This is a genomic window from Actinoplanes oryzae (genome assembly GCF_030757795.1).
Taxonomy (GTDB): domain Bacteria; phylum Actinomycetota; class Actinomycetes; order Mycobacteriales; family Micromonosporaceae; genus Actinoplanes.
The window spans coordinates 21,923-39,334 of sequence record NZ_JAUQWH010000081.1; the positions used below are offsets into that span (position 1 = coordinate 21,923).

22 protein-coding genes are annotated in these 17,412 nt (G+C 71.8%); 8 read left to right on the forward strand and 14 right to left on the reverse strand.

The genetic code is table 11. From position 1 onward, the window contains the following. Position 1: 1 nt before the first annotated feature. Entirely contained in the window at positions 2 to 1,198 is a 1,197-nt protein-coding gene (locus tag RBH18_RS24605; protein WP_306211775.1) for a thiolase family protein, read from the reverse strand. Between the two features lie 80 nt (positions 1,199 to 1,278). After that, on the reverse strand, positions 1,279 to 2,598 hold the full coding sequence (locus RBH18_RS24610) for an HRDC domain-containing protein (protein WP_306211777.1): 1,320 nt from the start codon (positions 2,596 to 2,598) through the stop codon (positions 1,279 to 1,281). Between the two features lie 176 nt (positions 2,599 to 2,774). Here RBH18_RS24610 and RBH18_RS24615 point away from each other — a divergent pair, with 176 nt between their 5' ends. Next, positions 2,775 to 3,776, forward strand: coding sequence for a S1C family serine protease (locus tag RBH18_RS24615; RefSeq protein ID WP_306211779.1), 1,002 nt, complete (start codon positions 2,775 to 2,777; stop codon positions 3,774 to 3,776). Then, positions 3,770 to 4,474 (forward strand): YdcF family protein, encoded by a 705-nt coding sequence (locus tag RBH18_RS24620; protein WP_306211781.1) that lies wholly within the window; start codon positions 3,770 to 3,772, stop codon positions 4,472 to 4,474. The genes RBH18_RS24615 and RBH18_RS24620 overlap by 7 nt, the downstream gene beginning before the upstream one ends. Here RBH18_RS24620 and RBH18_RS24625 read toward each other — a convergent pair. Beyond that, positions 4,446 to 5,015 carry a DUF3000 domain-containing protein gene (locus RBH18_RS24625; protein ID WP_306211783.1) on the reverse strand — a complete coding sequence of 190 codons (570 nt, stop codon included), beginning with the start codon at positions 5,013 to 5,015 and terminating at the stop codon, positions 4,446 to 4,448. The genes RBH18_RS24620 and RBH18_RS24625 overlap by 29 nt on opposite strands. An 86-nt stretch (positions 5,016 to 5,101) precedes the next feature. On the opposite strand from RBH18_RS24625, the gene hemE reads away from it, so the two are divergent. Then, positions 5,102 to 6,130 carry a uroporphyrinogen decarboxylase gene (gene hemE, locus RBH18_RS24630; RefSeq protein WP_306211785.1) on the forward strand — a complete coding sequence of 343 codons (1,029 nt, stop codon included), beginning with the start codon at positions 5,102 to 5,104 and terminating at the stop codon, positions 6,128 to 6,130. Between the two features lies 1 nt (position 6,131). Here the strand turns inward: hemE and RBH18_RS24635 are convergent, their stop codons facing one another. The 6 genes from RBH18_RS24635 to RBH18_RS24660 form a co-directional block, all read right to left on the reverse strand. Then, entirely contained in the window at positions 6,132 to 6,596 is a 465-nt protein-coding gene (locus RBH18_RS24635) for a dihydrofolate reductase (RefSeq protein WP_306211787.1), read from the reverse strand. Beyond that, the gene (locus RBH18_RS24640) at positions 6,596 to 7,393 is read right to left on the reverse strand and encodes a thymidylate synthase (protein ID WP_306211789.1); all 798 of its coding nucleotides are present in this window, start codon (positions 7,391 to 7,393) and stop codon (positions 6,596 to 6,598) included. The genes RBH18_RS24635 and RBH18_RS24640 overlap by 1 nt, the downstream gene beginning before the upstream one ends. 202 nt (positions 7,394 to 7,595) lie before the next feature. Next, positions 7,596 to 7,865 carry a hypothetical protein gene (locus RBH18_RS24645; protein ID WP_306211790.1) on the reverse strand — a complete coding sequence of 90 codons (270 nt, stop codon included), beginning with the start codon at positions 7,863 to 7,865 and terminating at the stop codon, positions 7,596 to 7,598. 64 nt (positions 7,866 to 7,929) lie between these two features. Next, complete coding sequence (locus RBH18_RS24650; RefSeq protein WP_306211792.1) at positions 7,930 to 8,136, reverse strand: DUF397 domain-containing protein; 207 nt, start codon at positions 8,134 to 8,136, stop codon at positions 7,930 to 7,932. 80 nt (positions 8,137 to 8,216) lie between these two features. Next, a complete protein-coding gene (gene wrbA, locus RBH18_RS24655; RefSeq protein WP_306211794.1) occupies positions 8,217 to 8,822 on the reverse strand; it encodes an NAD(P)H:quinone oxidoreductase in 606 nt (201 codons plus the stop codon). A gap of 78 nt (positions 8,823 to 8,900) precedes the next feature. Further along, positions 8,901 to 9,176, reverse strand: coding sequence for an isoamylase early set domain-containing protein (locus tag RBH18_RS24660; protein ID WP_306211796.1), 276 nt, complete (start codon positions 9,174 to 9,176; stop codon positions 8,901 to 8,903). Between the two features lie 75 nt (positions 9,177 to 9,251). On the opposite strand from RBH18_RS24660, the gene RBH18_RS24665 reads away from it, so the two are divergent. Next, complete coding sequence (locus RBH18_RS24665) at positions 9,252 to 9,695, forward strand: GNAT family N-acetyltransferase (RefSeq protein ID WP_306211798.1); 444 nt, start codon at positions 9,252 to 9,254, stop codon at positions 9,693 to 9,695. 193 nt (positions 9,696 to 9,888) lie between these two features. On the opposite strand, the gene hemQ is transcribed toward RBH18_RS24665, so the two are convergent. Together hemQ and hemG are read right to left on the reverse strand one after the other, a co-directional pair. Further along, positions 9,889 to 10,596: a hydrogen peroxide-dependent heme synthase gene (hemQ, locus tag RBH18_RS24670; RefSeq protein ID WP_306211800.1), complete on the reverse strand. Its 708-nt coding sequence runs from the start codon at positions 10,594 to 10,596 to the stop codon at positions 9,889 to 9,891. Beyond that, positions 10,593 to 11,999 (reverse strand): protoporphyrinogen oxidase, encoded by a 1,407-nt coding sequence (gene hemG / locus RBH18_RS24675; protein WP_306211803.1) that lies wholly within the window; start codon positions 11,997 to 11,999, stop codon positions 10,593 to 10,595. The genes hemQ and hemG overlap by 4 nt, the downstream gene beginning before the upstream one ends. 174 nt (positions 12,000 to 12,173) lie before the next feature. Here hemG and RBH18_RS24680 point away from each other — a divergent pair, with 174 nt between their 5' ends. After that, complete coding sequence (locus tag RBH18_RS24680) at positions 12,174 to 12,365, forward strand: hypothetical protein (protein WP_306211805.1); 192 nt, start codon at positions 12,174 to 12,176, stop codon at positions 12,363 to 12,365. 165 nt (positions 12,366 to 12,530) lie between these two features. Here the strand turns inward: RBH18_RS24680 and msrB are convergent, their stop codons facing one another. Further along, entirely contained in the window at positions 12,531 to 12,935 is a 405-nt protein-coding gene (gene msrB, locus RBH18_RS24685) for a peptide-methionine (R)-S-oxide reductase MsrB (protein WP_306211807.1), read from the reverse strand. Positions 12,936 to 13,134: 199 nt separating this feature from the next. On the opposite strand from msrB, the gene RBH18_RS24690 reads away from it, so the two are divergent. Then, positions 13,135 to 13,650, forward strand: a complete 516-nt coding sequence (locus tag RBH18_RS24690; protein WP_306211810.1) for an LPXTG cell wall anchor domain-containing protein — start codon at positions 13,135 to 13,137, stop codon at positions 13,648 to 13,650. 74 nt (positions 13,651 to 13,724) lie between these two features. Next, complete coding sequence (gene ligD, locus RBH18_RS24695) at positions 13,725 to 14,750, forward strand: non-homologous end-joining DNA ligase (protein ID WP_306211812.1); 1,026 nt, start codon at positions 13,725 to 13,727, stop codon at positions 14,748 to 14,750. On the opposite strand, the gene RBH18_RS24700 is transcribed toward ligD, so the two are convergent. Continuing rightward, a complete protein-coding gene (locus RBH18_RS24700) occupies positions 14,734 to 15,186 on the reverse strand; it encodes a GNAT family N-acetyltransferase (protein ID WP_306211814.1) in 453 nt (150 codons plus the stop codon). The genes ligD and RBH18_RS24700 overlap by 17 nt on opposite strands. Positions 15,187 to 15,210: 24 nt before the next feature. On the opposite strand from RBH18_RS24700, the gene RBH18_RS24705 reads away from it, so the two are divergent. Then, a complete protein-coding gene (locus tag RBH18_RS24705; protein WP_306211816.1) occupies positions 15,211 to 15,672 on the forward strand; it encodes a potassium channel family protein in 462 nt (153 codons plus the stop codon). A 114-nt stretch (positions 15,673 to 15,786) separates the two neighbouring features. Here RBH18_RS24705 and RBH18_RS24710 read toward each other — a convergent pair whose 3' ends face one another. Beyond that, positions 15,787 to 17,310 (reverse strand): alpha/beta hydrolase, encoded by a 1,524-nt coding sequence (locus tag RBH18_RS24710; RefSeq protein ID WP_306211822.1) that lies wholly within the window; start codon positions 17,308 to 17,310, stop codon positions 15,787 to 15,789. Positions 17,311 to 17,412: the final 102 nt, after the last annotated feature.

A 17,412-nucleotide genomic window follows, 5' to 3' on the forward strand; every position in this document is an offset into this window, starting at 1 on the left:
GTCACTTGTCGGCTCCCTCGAAGTGCGGGTTCTCCCAGATCACGGTGCCGCCCATGCCGATGCCGATGCACATGGCGGTGAGGCCGTAGCGGACCTCGGGGTGCTCGGCGAAGTGGCGGGCCAGCTGGGTCATCAGCCGGACGCCGGAGGACGCGAGCGGGTGGCCCATGGCGATCGCGCCGCCCCACGGGTTGACCCGGGGGTCGTCGTCCGCGATGCCGAAGTGGTCGAGGAACGCGAGCACCTGCACGGCGAACGCCTCGTTCAGCTCGAACAGGCCGATGTCATCGATGGTCAGCCCGGCCAGCCGCAGGGCCTTCTCGGTCGACGGGATCGGGCCGTAGCCCATGATCTCCGGCTCGACCCCCACGAAGCCGTACGACACCAGCCGCATCGCCACGGGCAGGCCCAGCTCGCGGGCGGTCTCCTCGTCGGCCAGCAGCGCCGCGGTGGCGCCGTCGTTGAGGCCGGCCGCGTTGCCCGCCGTCACCTTGCCGTGCGGGCGGAACGGCGTCTTGAGCGTGGCCAGCTTCTCCATCGAGGTCTCGCGCGGCGCCTCGTCGACCGTGGCGAGACCCCAGCCCTGCTCGGTGCTGCGGATCGCGACGGGCACCAGGTCGGGCTGGAACTTCCCGTTCGCGTACGCCTTGGCGGTCTTCTCCTGCGACGCCAGCCCGTACGCGTCGGAGCGCTCCTTCGTGATGCCCGGCAGCCGGTCGTGCAGGTTCTCCGCCGTGCTGCCCATGACGAGCGCCGACGGGTCGACCAGCTTCTCGGCGAGGATGCGCGGGTTCGGGTCGACGCCCTCGCCCATGGGGTGGTGGCCCATGTGCTCGACGCCGCCGGCGATGGCGATGTCGTACGCCCCCATCGCGATGCCCCCGGCGACATTGGTTACCGCGGTCATGGCGCCGGCGCACATGCGGTCGATGGCGTAACCGGGCACGGACTTGGGCAGGCCGGCCAGCAGCGCGGCGGTGCGCCCGATGGTCAGGCCCTGGTCGCCGGTCTGCGTGGTGGCCGCGATGGCGACCTCGTCGACCTTCTCGGGCGGGAGCTGCGGATTACGGCGCATCAGCTCCCGGATGCACCGGATCACCAGATCGTCGGCGCGGGTCTCGGCGTACATGCCGCCGGCCTTGCCGAACGGGGTGCGGACGCCGTCCACGAAGACGACCTCGCGACTTACTCGGGGCACAACGAGCCTCCTTGCAGTCTCCTACGACACGGCAATGTTACTCGCCAGTAATCACGGAAACCAGAGACTCCCCGAACCTGTCACTCGGCGGCCGGCGGCGCCTCCGGGAGGACCGCGGCGATCTGATCGGCGATGAGCCCGACCTGCCAGGTGCGCGCGCCGAAGCCGCGCAGCGTGTCGCCGACCGTCTGCGGCGTGATCTCGTCCGGCGGGGCCCAGGCCAGCCGGCGGATGAAGTCCGGGCTGATCAGGTTCTCCGGCGGCAGCGTGTGGGCCTCGGCCGTGGCGATCACGACCTGGCGGCAGCGCTGCAGGCGAGCCGCGGCGACCGGGTCCCGCTCGGCCCAGCGGTGCGGCGGGGGCGGCCCCTCGACCGGCTGGTTGACCGGCAGCTCGTCGTCGGCGAGCGCGCGGGCGCTGTCCAGGGCGTCGAGCCAGACCCGGGCCAGCCGGCGGACCGAGCGGCCGCCGAAGCCGGGCAGGCCGAGCAGGGCGCGCTCGTCCTTCGGGTCCAGCTCGGCCGCGGCGACGATCGCCGAGTCGGGCAGGACGCGGCCGGGTGCCGAGTCGCGGCGGGCGGCGACGGCGTCCCGGGCGTACCAGAGGGCGCGGACCCGGGACTGGGCGCGGGCGCCGCGCACCTTGTGGATGCCGGAGGTGCGCCGCCACGGGTCCGGGCGGGTGCGCGGCGGGCGGTCGGCGCTCGCCACCAGCGCGGCGAACTCCTCGGCCGCCCATTCCGCCTTGCCCTGGCGCTCCAGCTCGGCCGCCAGCAGGTCGCGCAGGTCGGTGAGCAGCTCGACGTCGAGGGCGGCATAGGTGAGCCAGGACTCGGGCAGCGGCCGGGTGGACCAGTCCGCCGCCGAGTGGTGCTTCTCCAGCGAGTAGCCGAGCAGCTGCTCGGTGAGCGCCGCCAGGCCGACCCGCTCGAACCCGGCGAGCCGCGCGGCCAGCTCGGTGTCGAAGAGCCGCCGCGGCTTCATGCCCACCTCGGCCAGGCACGCGAGGTCCTGGCTCGCAGCATGCAGGACCCATTCGGTGTCGGCAAGCGCCGCATCGAGGGTCCGCAGATCGTCCAGGGGCACGGGGTCCACCAGGACGGTGCCGGCGCCCTGCCGGCGCAGCTGCACGAGATAGGCCCGCTGGGTGTAGCGGTAGCCGGACGCGCGCTCGGCGTCGACGGCGACCGGTCCCGAGCCGGCGGCCATGCGCGCCACGACCTCGGCGAGCTCGTCGGCCGTCTCCACGGGACGGGGCGTGCCCTCGCGGGGCGCGGTCAGCGGAACAGAGGTGCGGGCAGGCTCGGAACCGCCAGACGTCGGGTCGGGCGGCACGTCGTGCGGTCCGTCGTGGGCGTGGTCCGGCGCGTCCCGACGGGTCAGGGGTGCTTCGTCGGTCACTCCGTAACCGTACGGGGGTATGTCAGTCCGTGTGTGCAGCCGGGTGGCGGCGCGCCGAAGCTCGATCGACTTGTGCCCGTTTTGTACCATCTTCAAGAAAAGGTGGCCGCTGACACATCCGCGACGCCATCCAGTCCGTACTACCCGGCGCAGCAGGAGTCGACACCGGGAGTCCCATGACCACCGCCTATGACCCGTTCGGGGTGCCCAGCCAGCGCCGGCCACCCCAGGACCCGCTGCTCAGCCTGCCGGACCACCCGTCCGGCGAGTGGTCCACCGCCTCCCGCCGGCCGATCGCGCCGCACCAGCTGCCCCCGCTGGAGGCGCAGCCGATCGGTCATCCGCGGCCGGCGCGCCGCGAGCCGGGGCCGTACCTGGTGTCGCCGAGCGGGCGGGACCCGTACCCGGTGGTCAGTGAGCCCCTCGAGCCGCGCCGCCGCGGCCGGCTGGCGCCCGCCCTGCTCGCGCTGCTCCTGCTCGGCGGGGGCGGGTTCCTCGCCTGGCGCATGGAGCACAACGACACCCGCCTCACCGACCAGCTCACCGCCTCGCAGCAGCGGGAGACCGCGCTGGCCGACCGCGCCGAGAAGCTGGAGCAGCAGCTCGCGGGGGTCTTCGACCCCGAGGCGATCTCGTCGAAGGTGCTGCCCAGCGTGTTCCGGGTCCGGGCGGGCGACTTCACGGGTACGGCGTTCGCGGTCGGCGACCCGGAGGACGGCAAGACGAACCTGCTCACCAACTTCCACGTGGTCGAGTCCGTGTGGGACGCCGGCACCAAGAAGGTCTTCCTCGAGCGGGGCAAGACCGAGGTGTCGGCCACGATCGTGAAGGTCAGCGAGAGCAAGGACCTGGCGCTGCTGCGGGCGAACAAGGAGATCGCCGGGCTGGCGGTCGCCGGGGCCGCCGCGAAGCCGGGCCAGCAGGTGGTGGTCGTGGGCAGCCCGCTCGGGCTGGAGGACACCGTCACCACCGGCGTGGTCAGCGCGAACCGGGCCACCTCCGACGACGGCCCGTCGCTGCAGTTCGACGCGCCGATCAACCCGGGCAATTCGGGCGGTCCCGTGGTGAACGGCGCCGACGAGGTCATCGGGCTGGCCACGGCCAAGGCCCGGGACGCGGAGGGCATCGGGCTGGCGGTGCCGATCAAGACGGCGTGTGACACGTTCGACGTGTGCTGAACACGCTTGCCGCTTACCTCGGCCGCCGCGACGTGCCGGCGTTGCCGCCCGCCGATGTGCTCATCCTCTTCGGCGGATGCCCACCGCCGGGCTGGGACGTGGTGGCCGATCACCTCAAAGGCGGCACCGTCCGGCATGTGCTGCTGGTCGGCGGGGCCGGGCACACGACGCCGATGCTGCGCGCCGCGGTGGCCAGGCGGTATCCGTCGCTGAGCGGGGCCACCGAGGCCGACCTGATGGCCGCCTATCTGGCCGAGGTGCACGGGATCACCGGCTGCCTGCTGGAGCGTTCCTCGACCAACTGCGGGAACAACATCACCTTCGCCGAGCGGGTGCTGCGCGACGCGGGCATCACGCCGTCGCGGATGATCCTCGTGCAGGACGCCGCCATGCAGCAGCGGATGGACGCGGTCACCCGGCACGTGTGGACGCTCGGCAGCCCCGAGGTGATCAACTTCGCGGGGACGCGGCCGCGCTTCGCCGGGGCGGCCTATGCGGGCACACCGCACTGGGGCGCCTGGGACGTCGGGCACTGCATCACGCTGCTCATGGGCGAGGTGCCGCGGCTGATCGACTATCCGGCGCGGGGGTTCCAGGCTGCTGTCGACGTGCCGCCCGAGGTCCTGTCCGCGTACGAGCAATTGCTCCCGCTCTACGGCGGCCGGCCGGCTAAGGAGTCGACGCGCGCTGACGGTTGAAGGCCGTGATGCCCGGGGGCGGCAGCCCCGCGGTCGACGCCAGCATCTCGCACCAGCCCTGCAGATGCGCCCCGAGATCGTCCGAGGTCGGGGTCCACGACGCGCGGATCTCCAGGTCGGCCGTGGGCGCCGGGCCGGCCAGCTCGCCGAAGCGCGTCGACTCCGTGCGGGTGATGGTGCCGCCGATCGCCGTGTACGCCGCCTCCTGGTGATCGAGCCCGTCGATGAGCCACGTCCACGCGACCTCGGGCAGCAGCGGGTCGCCGGACAGCTCCTCCTCCAGCTCGGCAGTGATGAGCGTCACCAGGCGCAGGGTGCCCCGCCACGCGTCGTGGCCCGCGGGCTCGTGCAGCAGGATCAGCCGGCCGCTGGCCACCTCGTCGCCGTCGCGCAGGACGGTGGCGCTGAGCGCGAACGCGTAGGGCGCCAGGCGCTGCGGGGCCTGGATCTCCTCCAGCAGGATCTCCTCGCGCGGCGCGGCGGCCCGCAACCCGGCCACGGCGCGCGCGAACGCCTCGGGGGGAGCGGATGCGGGCGGCATGGGAGGAAGCCTATGCCGATCACTGCCTCGCCGCCGTGCGCGGCGCGCCGCACGGGCCGGTTCACTCACGTGGCACGATGTGGCGGGTGACCAACTCTCTCGCCGACTCCGCCCTCGTCCGCGCCTGTCGCGGGCAGGACGTGCCCCACACCCCGGTCTGGTTCATGCGGCAGGCCGGCCGCTCGCTGCCGGAATACCGCAAGATCCGGGCCGGCGTGGGCATGCTGGAGTCCTGCCGCCGCCCCGAGCTGGTCACCGAGATCACCCTGCAACCCGTCCGCCGCCACGGCGTCGACGCGGCCATCCTCTTCAGCGACATCGTCGTGCCGCTGGCGGCCGCCGGGGTCGACCTCGACATCGTCGCGGGCACCGGGCCGGTCGTCGCCGCCCCGATCCGCACGGCGGCCGACGTCGCCGCGCTCCCGGCGCTGGCGCCCGGGCAGGTCGACTTCGTCGCCGAGTCGGTGCGCCTGCTGCTGCCCGAGCTCGGCGCCACGCCGCTGATCGGCTTCGCGGGGGCGCCCTTCACGCTGGCCAGCTATCTGATCGAGGGCGGTCCCTCGCGGACCTACCTCAAGACCAAGGCCATGATGTACGGCGACCCCGAGCTCTGGCACACGCTGTGCGCGCGCCTCGCCGACATCACCCTCGCCTTCCTGCGCGTGCAGGTCGACGCGGGCGTCAGCGCGATCCAGCTGTTCGACTCGTGGGCGGGCGCGCTGTCGGAGGCCGACTACCGCACGTTCGTGATGCCGCACTCGGCGCGCGTGCTGAACGGCCTCGCGGACGCCGGCGTGCCCCGCATCCACTTCGGGGTCGGCACGGCCGTGCTCCTCGAAGCCATGGGCGAGGCGGGCGCCGATGTCGTGGGCGTCGACTGGCGCACGCCGCTCGACCGGGCGGCGGGCATCGTCGGGCCGGACCACTCGCTGCAGGGCAACCTGGACCCGGCCGTGCTCTTCGCCCCGTGGGAGGTCGTCGAGCGCGAGACCCGCCGCGTGGTGGCCGAGGGCAAGGCCGCGCGGGGGCACGTCTTCAACCTCGGCCACGGCGTCATGCCCGAGACCGACCCGGACGTGCTGACCCGCCTGGTGGAGCTGGTGCACTCCCTCTGAGTCAGCGGCAGAGGTCCTCGTAGCGGTAGCGCAGGCCGTCCTCCGACACGTGCCACTCCCCGGCGTCGAGCTGCCACTCCGGTCCGGGGACGGGCGCGTGGACCGTGCCGGCCACGTCGAGATCCAGCACCGTCCGGGCGATGTGCTCGGCGTGCGGGAGGAAGGCCTCGTAGACCGCGGCGCCGCCGATCACCCAGAAGTCGGTGTACTTGGCGAGGACCTCGTCGACCGAGGCGGCGACCTCGGCGTCATCGACCTTCTCCCGGCTGGTGAGCACCACGTTGTGGCGGCCGGGGAGGGGCCGGAAGCGGGGCGGGAGCGACTCCCAGGTGGCCCGGCCCATGACCACGGTCGAGCCGTTGGTGAGCCGGCGGAAGCGCTGCTGGTCCTCCGGGAGGCGCCACGGGATGCTGGTGCCCGTACCGATGACGTGGTTGTGGGCCTCTGCCCAGATCAAGTGGATCATCAGACGGCCACCGGAGCCTTGATCGCCGCGTGGTGCTTGTAGTCGACGAGCGTCAGGTCTTCGTAGCGGTAGTCGAAGAGGCTTGGGCGCTGGGCGATTTCGAGCGTCGGGAAGTCGTACGGGTCGCGGGTGAGCTGCTCCCGGACCTGCTCGACGTGGTTGGAGTAGATGTGGCAGTCGCCGCCGACCCAGACGAAGTCGCCCGGCTCGAGGCCCACCTGCGCGGCCATCAGCTGGGTGAGCAGCGCGTAGCTCGCGATGTTGAAGGGCACGCCGAGGAACATGTCGGCGCTGCGCTGGTAGAGCTGGCAGGAGAGCCGGCCGTTCGCCACGTAGAACTGGAACATCGCGTGGCACGGCGCCAGGGCCATCTCGGGCAGCTGGGCGACGTTCCAGGCGGAGACGATCATCCGCCGGGAGTCGGGGTCACGCTTGAGGGTGGCCAGCACGTCCGCGATCTGGTCGGCATGGCCGCCGTCGGGGGTGGGCCAGGAGCGCCACTGCTTGCCGTAGACCGGGCCGAGCTCGCCGCGCTCGTCGGCCCACTCGTCCCAGATGGTCACGCCCTGGTCACGCAGCCACTGGACGTTGCTGTCGCCGCGCAGGAACCACAGCAGCTCGACGGCCACGGACTTGAAGTGCACCCGCTTGGTGGTGATCAGCGGGAAGCCCCGCGAGAGGTCGTAGCGCAGGCGCTCGCCGAAGAGGCTGACCGTGCCCGTGCCGGTCCGGTCGTCCTTGGCGGTGCCGGTCTCGAGAACCCGGCGCAACAGCTCTTCGTACTGGGTGTCGGCCATGGCCGTCACGGTAACGCGTCCGGCCGCCCGCGGCCGTCAAGGGCCCGGGCGGCGCGGCTCACATCTGGTCCTGTCTCTGCTGCTGGGGCCCGCCCCGCTCGCGCAGGTCGTAGCCCTCGTGACGCTTCAGGTCCCGCCACTGCACCTGGTCCGGACCGTGCCGCTCCCGCTGCCGTAGGTCGCGCCACTCCGTGATCAGCAGTCAGCGGGCCCAGGCCTCGCTCATCTGCGAGATCTGCTGGTTGAGCTGGGCGAGGTCCCGGTTCGGCTCCTCCTTGTCGCCGGCCTGGCCCGCGGCCGGGGCGGCGTCGGTGGAGAAGCCGAGCTGGGCGCCGAGCATCTGCCAGCGGTCGAACAGGATGGCCTCGATGAGGACGTTCTTGACTTCCTCGTGCGCGGCGGCGAGCTCCTTGACGGCAGCCTCGTACCGCTCCACCTTCTTCAGCAGGTCAGAACTCTGGTATTCGCTCATGGAAGTGACGGTAGAGGAAACCGAAGGTTGTTCGGGTTGATATGCCCGAAAGCAACGGGTGTTGTCAGAGGTCGAACTCGCCGTCCTTGGCCCCGCCCACGAAGGCGTCCCACTCGGCCGGCGTGAAGAAGAGAACGTCCCCGTCGGGGGACCGGGAGTCGCGCACGGCGACCCCTTCCTCCAGCAGGGCGACCTCGACGGCCGCACCCTCGGAGGATGCACTGCGGCGCCACTGCGCGCCGGACAAATCCGCATCGAACTTCTTGACCACGGCGACAGTCTGCCACCGGCGGCGGCGGGGAGCGCGCTCGTCCCCACTCCGAAGAGTGAGGACGGGCGGTCGGAAATATGTCAGTTCTTGAGCTTCGCGGCGACGGACACGATCCGCTGGGCCATGTGGTCGAGGGCCGCGGTCTCGGCGTCGGTCAGGGGCGCGTCGTTCGAGGGGCCCGTGACGTGCGAGACGCCGTACGGGTTGCCGTCGGCGAACTTCAGCGGGTCGGTGTAGCCGGGCGTGACCAGGATGCCGCCGAAGTGGTGGATCGTGTTGTAGAGCGCGAGCAGCGTCGACTCCTGGCCGCCGTGGGCCGTCTGGGAGGCGGTGAAGCCCGCGTACGCCTTATCGGCCAGCTGCCCCTGCGCCCACTGCGGGCCGAGCGTGTCGAGGAACTGCTTGAGCTGGCTCGCCACGTTGCCGTACCGGGTCGGGCTGCCGAACAGCACCGCGTCGGCCCAGACGATGTCGTCCGCGGTCGCCTTCGGCTCGTCCTTGGTGCGGTCGAAATGCTGGCTCCATGCCGCGTTCGAGGCGATCGCCTCCTGCGGCGCGAGCTCGGCGACCTGCCGGAGGCGCACCTCGGCGCCGGCCTTCTCGCCCGCCTGCTGCAGCCGTTCCGCCATGCCGTGGATAGTGCCGGTCGACGAGTAGTAGATGATCGACAGCTTGACGTTCGCCACGTGACTTTTCCCCTCAGCTTTGATTGTCAAATCAACCAAAACTAAGTCGTGCCCGGGAGTCGCGTGGCGAAACGCGGTCTAGAGGTGCAGCTCGCTGCCCTGGGGGCCGACCGCGTCGGCCTGCTCGTCGTCGAGCCAGACGTCGTCGGTCGCCAGGTAGCGGAAGCGGTAGTGGCCCGGGTCGAGACGCAGCGTGATCGTGCGCGTGCCGTCGCGGCGGTCCTTGAGCTCGTGCGCGCCCGGCTCCCAGTCGTTGAAGGTGCCCACCACGCTCACCTTGCCGGGCGGGGTGTTCCTCGGCAGGCAGAACGTCACCCGGGTCTTGTTCCCGAACAGCTTGCTCCGCTTGATCATTTTCGCTCCCAGGGTGGCGGGCTCCTGTGTGGCCAACGCCTGAGGGTACGAGAAGTGACGCATAAAGTGGTTTTCATGCGACCGGAAGCACATGAGGAGATTCGCGTCTCATCCTTCGCGAACCTGGACACCGTGACCCTGTACGCCCTGCTCAAGCTGCGGGTGGACGTGTTCGTGGTGGAGCAGAAGTGCGCGTACCCGGAGATCGACGGGCGGGACACCGAGCCGGGCACCCGGCACGTGTGGCTGACGCGGGGCGACGAGATCCTGGCGTACCTGCGGATCCTCGACGACGGCGACACCGAGCGGATCGGCCGGGTCGTGACGGCGCCGGCCGCGCGCCAGGGCGGGTTCGGGAGCCGGCTCATGGAGCATGCGCTCACCGTGATCGGGAACAGGCCGGCCGTGCTCGACGCCCAGGCGCACCTGACGGGCTTCTACGCCCGCTTCGGCTTCGAGCCGGCCGGCCCCTCGTTCGTGGAGGACGGCATTCCGCACGTCCCCATGGCCCGTCCCTAGAGCGGTCCTTGGACAGCGCGGCCCTTGGACAGCGCGGTCCTTGGACAGCGCGGTCCTTGGACAGCGCGGTCCTTGGACAGCGCGGTCCTCGGGGAGCGTGCCCCTCGGGAGCGCGGCCCTTCGAGAGCGTGTCCCTTCGGAAGGGGCTCCTTCGGGAAGGGCTCTCTTACGGAGGCTTTCTTACGAGGGCTTCTTACGGGAGGCTCGCGACGATCTCGGTGATCGAGCGGCGACGGCCGGTGAAGAAGGGCACTTCCTCGCGGACGTGCCGGCGCGCGCCCGAGGCCCGCAGGTCGCGCATCAGGTCGACGATGCGGTGCAGCTCGTCGGCCTCGAAGGCGAGGACCCACTCGTAGTCGCCGAGCGAGAACGACGCCACCGTGTTGGCGCGCACGTCCGGGTAGGGGCGGGCCATCTTGCCGTGCTCGGCGAGCAGGGCGCGGCGCTCCTCGTCGGGCAGCAGGTACCACTCGTAGGAGCGGACGAACGGGTAGACCGAGATGTAGTCGCGCGGCGTCTCGTCGGCGAGGAACGCCGGCAGGTGACTCTTGTTGAACTCGGCCGGCCGGTGCAGCGCCATGTTGGACCAGACCGGCGTGAGGTGCCGGCCCAGCGCCGTACGCCGGAACAAGCTGTAGGCGTCCTGCAGCGCGTCCGACGTCTCCGCGTGCCACCAGACCATGACGTCGGCGTCGGCGCGCAGGCCCGAGACGTCGTACGTGCCGCGGACCGTGACGTCCTTGCCGGCCAGCTGGGCGAAGAGGGTGTCCACCTCGGTCGCCAGCTCGTCGCGCAGGGCGGGCAGGGGCGCGGTGGCCCGGAACACCGACCACATGGTGTAGCGGATCGTCGCGTTCAGTTCCTTGATCCGGGCGGCGTTCGTCTGCGCCTCGTCGCTCATCGTTCCTCCAAGTGTTTCAGGACGTCGTCGGCGGCCTTCTCGCCGCTGGCCACGCAGGCCGGCACGCCCACGCCGTCGTACGCGGCGCCGGCCAGCGCCAGCCCCGGGTGCTCGCCGAGCGCCGCACGGGCGAGGCTGACCCGGTCGAGGTGCCCGGGAGCGTACTGCGGGAGGCCGCCGCCCCAGCGCTGCACCCAGCCGGCGACCGGTGCCGGCAGCTCGCGCCCGAGGAGGCGGGCCAGCTCGGTGCGGGCGGTCGCGGCGAGCACCGCGTCGTCGTACCGCAGGCGCCCCTCCTCCCCGGCGCGGCCGAGCGAGACGCGGACGACGACCGGGCCGTCCTCGCGCGCCAGATGCGGCCACTTGCTCGTGAAGAAGGTGGCCGCCTTGACCAATGTCCCCTCGGACGGCGGCACCAGGAAGCCGGAGAGGCCGGGCAGCTCGGTGCCGGCCGGGAACGCGAACGCCGCCAGCGCCACGCTCGCGTAGTCGAGGGTCTCCACCTCGGCGGCCGCGGTGAGGTCGACGCCGGCGAGGAGGCGGGCCGCGGGGCGGGCGGGCACGGCCAGGACGATCGCGTCGACGTCGTCGACCTGCGGCTCCGGAACCGGCCCGAGCAGCAGGCGCCAGCCGTGGGCGGTGCGGGTCAGCTCGCGGACGGGCAGGCCGAGGCTGATCCGGGCGCCGCTGGCCGCGGCTGCCGCGCCGATCAGGCTGCTCATGCCGCCCCGGAGCGCCGCGAAGATCGGTCGTCCGGGGACGCGGACGGAGGCCTGCTGCGCGGCGCGGACGGCACCCTGCAGCGTGTGCTCGACGCGGGCGGTGCGGGCGAGGGCGGGCATCGTGGTGGCGAGGGAGAGGCGGTCGGCGCGGCCCGCGTACACCCCGCCCAGCATGGGGTCGACCAGCCGGTCGGCCACCTGGTCGCCGTAGCGGGCCCGGACCAGCTCGCCCACGGCGACGTCCGCACCCTCGGCGAGCAGCGGGCGGCCCTCGTCGCGGTCGGCCTCCGTCGCCGGCTGCGCGACAGTGCCCAGCTTGCTCAGATCGCCGGGTACGCCCACCAGGGTCCCGCCCGGGACCCGCTCGAGCGCGCCGCCGATCGCCAGGGCGGCCGGGATCGCCGCCGGGTGCACCAGCTGGTCGCCCAGCCCGAGCCGCCGCGCGAACGTGACCGCCGCCGACTCGCCGCCGTCGGGCGAGCTCATGAGCATGGACTCGGCGCCCCGCTCGACCTGGGTGCCCGCGATCTCGCCGGTGCGCAGCTTGCCGCCCAGCCGGCCGCTCTGCTCGTACACGATGATCTCGGTGTCGGCCGGCGCCCGGTCACGGACCCGGACCGCCGCGGCGAGCCCGGCTATGCCGCCGCCGATGACCGCAACCCGCTTCCGCACGCTCTCCACCCTGCCAGCCTTGTTTTCGGTCCGGCCGCCGGGGTCTGTCGATGTGAGCGGCGCGGCATCCACTGAGGTTCGTCCAGGGCCGGCCTCGGCCGCGCTGAACGATCCTCACTGTGCCCGGCCCGGCCACGGCGAGGCAGGGCCGAAGGTCCCGCGATTCCGGATTACTCTGCGCTTATGGATTATCAGGTTTCCGTCAATGTGGAGCAGCTGGCCGAGTGGTACGTGCGGCTCAAGGGTCTCGCGGACGCCCACCACGGGCACAAGACGGCAGAGCACCTCCGGGACATCGCGCAGGAGGTCTACGAGATGGTGCCGTCCGAGTGGTGGGCGACGCAGCCGAATCCGGTCACCTCGCGTCCGGCTTGATCCTTGCTTCGCGTCCGGCTCGATCCTTGCCTGGAGCCGAGCTTGATCCTTGCTGCAAACCGAGCTCGATCCTGGGTTTCAGGCCGAGCTCGATCCTTGGTGTCAAGCCGAGCTTGATGCTTGGTCGAGCCGAGTTCGATTCGTGTTTCGAGCCGAGCTTGATCCTTATTTCGGGTCGAGCTTGATCGACAGGCTGTTCACACAGTGCCTCGTGTTCTTCGGCGTCATCATCTCGCCGCGGAAGACGTGACCCAGGTGGCTGTCGCAGCGCGCGCAGCGGATCTCCGTGCGCACCATGCCGAGGCTGTAGTCGTCGATCTCCTTGACGGCGCCCGGGATGGTGTCGTCGAAGGACGGCCACCCGCAGTGGCTGTCGAACTTGGTGTCGCTGGGGTAGAGGTCGGCGCCGCAGGCGCGGCACTGGTACATGCCCTCGGTCTTGGTGTTCACATACTCGCCGGACCAGGGCCGCTCGGTGCCGGCCTGCCGCAGGACGCGGAACTCGTCGGGGGTCAGGCGGACCCGCCACTCGTCCTCGGTCGTCGGCAGGGTGGTTCCGTCAGTTGCCATGCGCTCAACGGTACTTCGGGGCGGCGCGGGCGTCCGGTGTCCTTCGTCGCTGCCTTCCGTGCTTCCGGCCGGTGGCCGGTCGTGTCCTTCCTGGCGGGACGGAGTTGGTCGAGGGGGGAGGCGTTGCGTGCAATTCGGGCATAAGACGCTAAACTCCTCCGGACCATACGGACGTACCGCAACAGAACGGATTCTCCTCATGAGTTTTGCGCGCCGGCTGGCCGCTGGACTGCCCGTGGCCGGTGTCACCGCCCTCGCCGCCCTGGCCTTCACCGGAGCGCCCGCCGCGGCGACCGGTGACGACACCGCCCGGGTGGCACACCCGGCCGTCATGACGACGCCGTCCGCCGACGACCAGCGCGACGACGCTGACGGCTACGGCGGCGAGGCGCCCGACAGCGACACCCCCACCCGGGGCCAGCAGGGTTACGGCAGCGAGAGCCCGACCACCACGCCGCCGACCACCACGCCCACGACGGTCTCGCCGTCCCCGTCCACGCCGACCGCCAGCGTCGACACCGTCCCGCCGGGCGGCGAGCTCCCCGCGACCTCGCCCGCGCCGAGCCCGTCCGAGAGCACGCCCGGTGGCGGCGTGAGCGCGGGTGGCACGCTGCCGCTGACCGGTGCGCCGCTGGGCCTGACCGCCGCCGTCGGTGGCGCCCTCCTGGTCGCCGGCGCCGGTGCGGTGCTCTACGGCCGTCGCCGCAAGGCCTGATCTTCCGCGACACGGACGGCCGCTCTCCCGCCGAGGGGAGGGCGGCCGTCGCCGTTTCTCCGTATGGTCGTGCCATGGCAGCTTCCCGCACGCCGGCTCAGGAGATCGAGGTCGCCGGTCACCAGGTCCGGCTCACCAGCCCCGACAGGGTGATGTTCCCGGGCCGGGGGTTCACCAAGCGGGACGTCTTCGAGTACTACCTGGCGGCCGGCGACGGCATCATGCGCGCGCTGCGGAACAGGCCGACGACCCTCCAGCGCTTCCCGGACGGCCTCGACGGCGAGACCTTCTTCCAGAAGCGCATCCCGGCGCGCGGGGTGCCCCCGTGGGTGGAGACCGCGACGGTCACGTTCCCCTCCGGGCGTACGGCCGAGGAACTCTGCCCCGCCGACCTCGCCCACGTCGCCTGGGCCGCCCAGATGGGCACGGTCGTCTTCCACCCGTGGCCCGTGCGCGCGGGCGCGGCCGACCAGCCCGACGAACTGCGCATCGACCTCGACCCGCAGCCGGGCACCGGCTTCGGCGACGTGGTGCACACCGCCGGCGTGGTCCGCGAGGTGCTGAGCGACCTCGGCTGGACCGGCTGGCCCAAGACCTCCGGCGGGCGCGGGGTGCACATCTACGTACGCATCAAGCCCGCCTGGTCCTTCGTCCAGGTCCGCTACGCCGCCATCGCCCTGGCCCGCGAGGTCGAGCGGCGCAGCCCGTCCCGCATCACCACGTCGTGGTGGAAGGAGGAGCGCGGCGAACGGGTGTTCCTCGACTACAACCAGATGGCGCGCGACCGGACGATCGCCTGCGCCTACTCGCTGCGGGCCAACGCGCGGGCGACCGTGTCGACGCCGGTCACCTGGGACGAGCTCCCCGACATCGAGCCGGACGACTTCGACCTGCGCACCGTGCCGCCCCGGCTGGCCACGGCCGGGGACGCGCACGCCGGCATCGACGACGTCGCGTACGACATCACGCCCCTGCTGGAATGGTTCGAGCGCGACGGCCTCGGCGACCTGCCCTACCCGCCCGACCACCCCAAGATGCCCGGCGAGCCCAAGCGGGTGCAGCCGTCCAAGGACAGGGACCGGCCTAGAGAGGCTTCTTGAACCCCACGTGGCTGTCCTGATAGCCGAGCCGCGCATAGAAGCGGTGCGCCTCGGTGCGCCGCCTGTTGGACGTCAGCTGGATGACGCCGGAACCCCGCTCGCGGGCCTGCTGCTCGACCCACTCCATCAGCTGCCGGCCCAGGCCCTGACCCCGCAGATCCGCCCGTACGTGCACCGACTCGACGGTGAGCCGCTCCGCCCCGCCCCGGATCAGCGACGGGATGAACGTGAGCTGGCACGTGGCCACGACCTCGCCGGCCCGTTCCATGACGATCAGCTCGTTGCGAGGGTCGGCGTCGATGGCCTCGAAGGCCGCCCAATGGCCCTCGTCCACGCTCTCGGGCACCGCCCCGGGCTCGACGGCTCCACCGTTCATCAGGTCAAGGATCACCGGTACGTCGGCGCGGTCCGCCGTTCGGAAGGAGAGATCGGACACGGTCCCATCCTGCACCATGACCGGATGGGGATGCTGCTTGCGCCGTTCCGGGCGATCTACCGCGGGCTGGTGTGGCTCGCCAACTCGCCGCGGACGCTGATTCTGTCGTACGCCCTGCTGATCGCGGTCAGCAGCGTGCTCTACCGGATCTTCGAGCCGGACGCCACCTTCGGCGACGCGATCTGGTGGGCCGTGGTGACCGCGTCGACGGTGGGCTACGGCGACATCTCGCCCGAGACCTTCCCGGGCCGCCTCATGGCGGCGCTGCTCATCTCGGTCATGGTGCTGGTGGTCGTGCCATTGATCACCGCGCACTTCGCCAGCAAGCTGATCGTCGACACGGACGCCTTCCGCCACGAGGAGCAGGAGGAGCTGAAGAACAACCTCCGCCAGGTCCGCCGCCTCCTCGAAGCCCTGGCCGAGCGCGAAGGCATCACCCCGCCCGGCGACTCCCGCCCGGCCTCGGAGCATGTCCCCGGCAGCTGACCGCCCGACCCGCCGGGCTCGTGAGCAGCGCTGACCGCTCGTAGCCCGGGCGTCCTGCCCCGCTGACCGCGCGACTGCTCCTTTTGCGGGGCTCCGCCTTTTACCGGCGGCGGGTCATCGGGCGGGGCAGCGCAAGCCCTCCTGCGGAACCTCGAGGTTGATCAGATAGCGGTCGACGGCGGTGACGATGCACTGGGTGCTCGGGTACGCGGTGTGGCCCTCGCCCTCCCACGTCAGCACGCGGCCGGTGCCCAGCATCGACGCGAGCTTGGCCGTGTTCTCGTAGGGCGTGGCCGGGTCGCCGGTCGTGCCCACCACCACGATCGGCGGGGCGCCCGTGGCCGCGCCCGTCGGGTAGGGGTCGCGCTTGCCCTGCCAGAAGGAGCACGTCAGCAGCCCGAGCGCCATCGAGCCGCCGAACAGCGGGTACTTCGTGCGCCACTCGCCCTGGAGCTGGCGGATCCGGTCGACGGTCAGGGTCTCGTCGGTGTCGGCGCAGTTCACGGCGAAGTTGGCGTCGAAGAGGTTCGAGTAGGTGCCGTCGGGGCGCCGGTCCGCATACTGGTCGGCGAGGTCGAAGACCCCCTCGGCGTCGCCGGACTGCAGATCGGCGATCGCCTTGGCGAGCTGCTGCCAGCCGGTCTCGGTGTAGAGCGACGACACCACGGACAGGAACACCCAGCCGGACGTCGCCTCGCGCCCGTCCGCCCCGCGTACCGGGGAAGCCTCCGCCTTGGCGAGCGCGTCGGTGACCGCCTTGCGAGGGTCGGCGGCGATCGGGCACTTGTCCGGGGTGGCCTTGCACCAGGTGGTGAAGTTGGTGAACGCCCGCTCGAAGCCCTTGGCCTGCGTCTCCGACGCCGCCACGGTGTCCTGCGCGGGGTCGATCGCGCCGTCGAGCACGAGCGCGCGGATCTTGTCAGGATAGAGCTGCGCGTACGTCGCCCCGAGCAGCGTCCCGTACGAGAACCCCAGATACGTCGTCTTCTCGTCGCCGACCGCGGTCCGGATGGCGTCCATGTCCCGGGCGGCCTGCTCGGTGCTGAAGTTCGTGAGCTGCTCGCCGTACTTCTGGGCGCAGCCCTCGGCGATCCGCTTGCTGATCCCGACGACCTCCTGGAAACCGGCCTCCGACTGCGGGTCCGGCGGCGCCGCGAAGGACGCGTCCTCGTCCGTGGCCGAGATGCACTTCACGGGGCTCGACTTGCCGACGCCCCGCGGGTCGAAGCCCACGATGTCGAACTTGTCGGTCACCTCGGACGGCAACCCGCCGAGCGCCTGCCCGTACGACAGGTAGACCGCCGTCTCGATGCCCGACCCGCCGGGCCCACCCGGGTTGATCAGCAGCGACCCGATCCGGTCGGTCTGCGTGCTCGACCGGATGCGGATCATCGCGATGTCGTACGTCTGACCGCTCTGCGGCGCACTCCAGTTCCGCGGGACGGCGACCGTGGCGCACTCGTACGTCATGTTGGCGGCGCCGCGCCCGATCAGCTCCTCCGGCACCTCGGGGCAGGGCGTCCACTGCGCCTGGGTCCCCGGGGCGGCGGCCGGCGCCGAGCTGCTCCCGCTCGTGGGCGCGGCCCGGTCGACATCGCCGGGCGCGAACGCCGGCAGCGTGCAGCCGGCCGTGGTCATGACGACGGCGACCAGCGCGGCTAGGACGAGGCGGGGGGTACGCGGCACGGTGCGCGGCCTTTCTCGTTCGGCGGAGGCGCCTCGGCTTCGGCACGGCCGCGA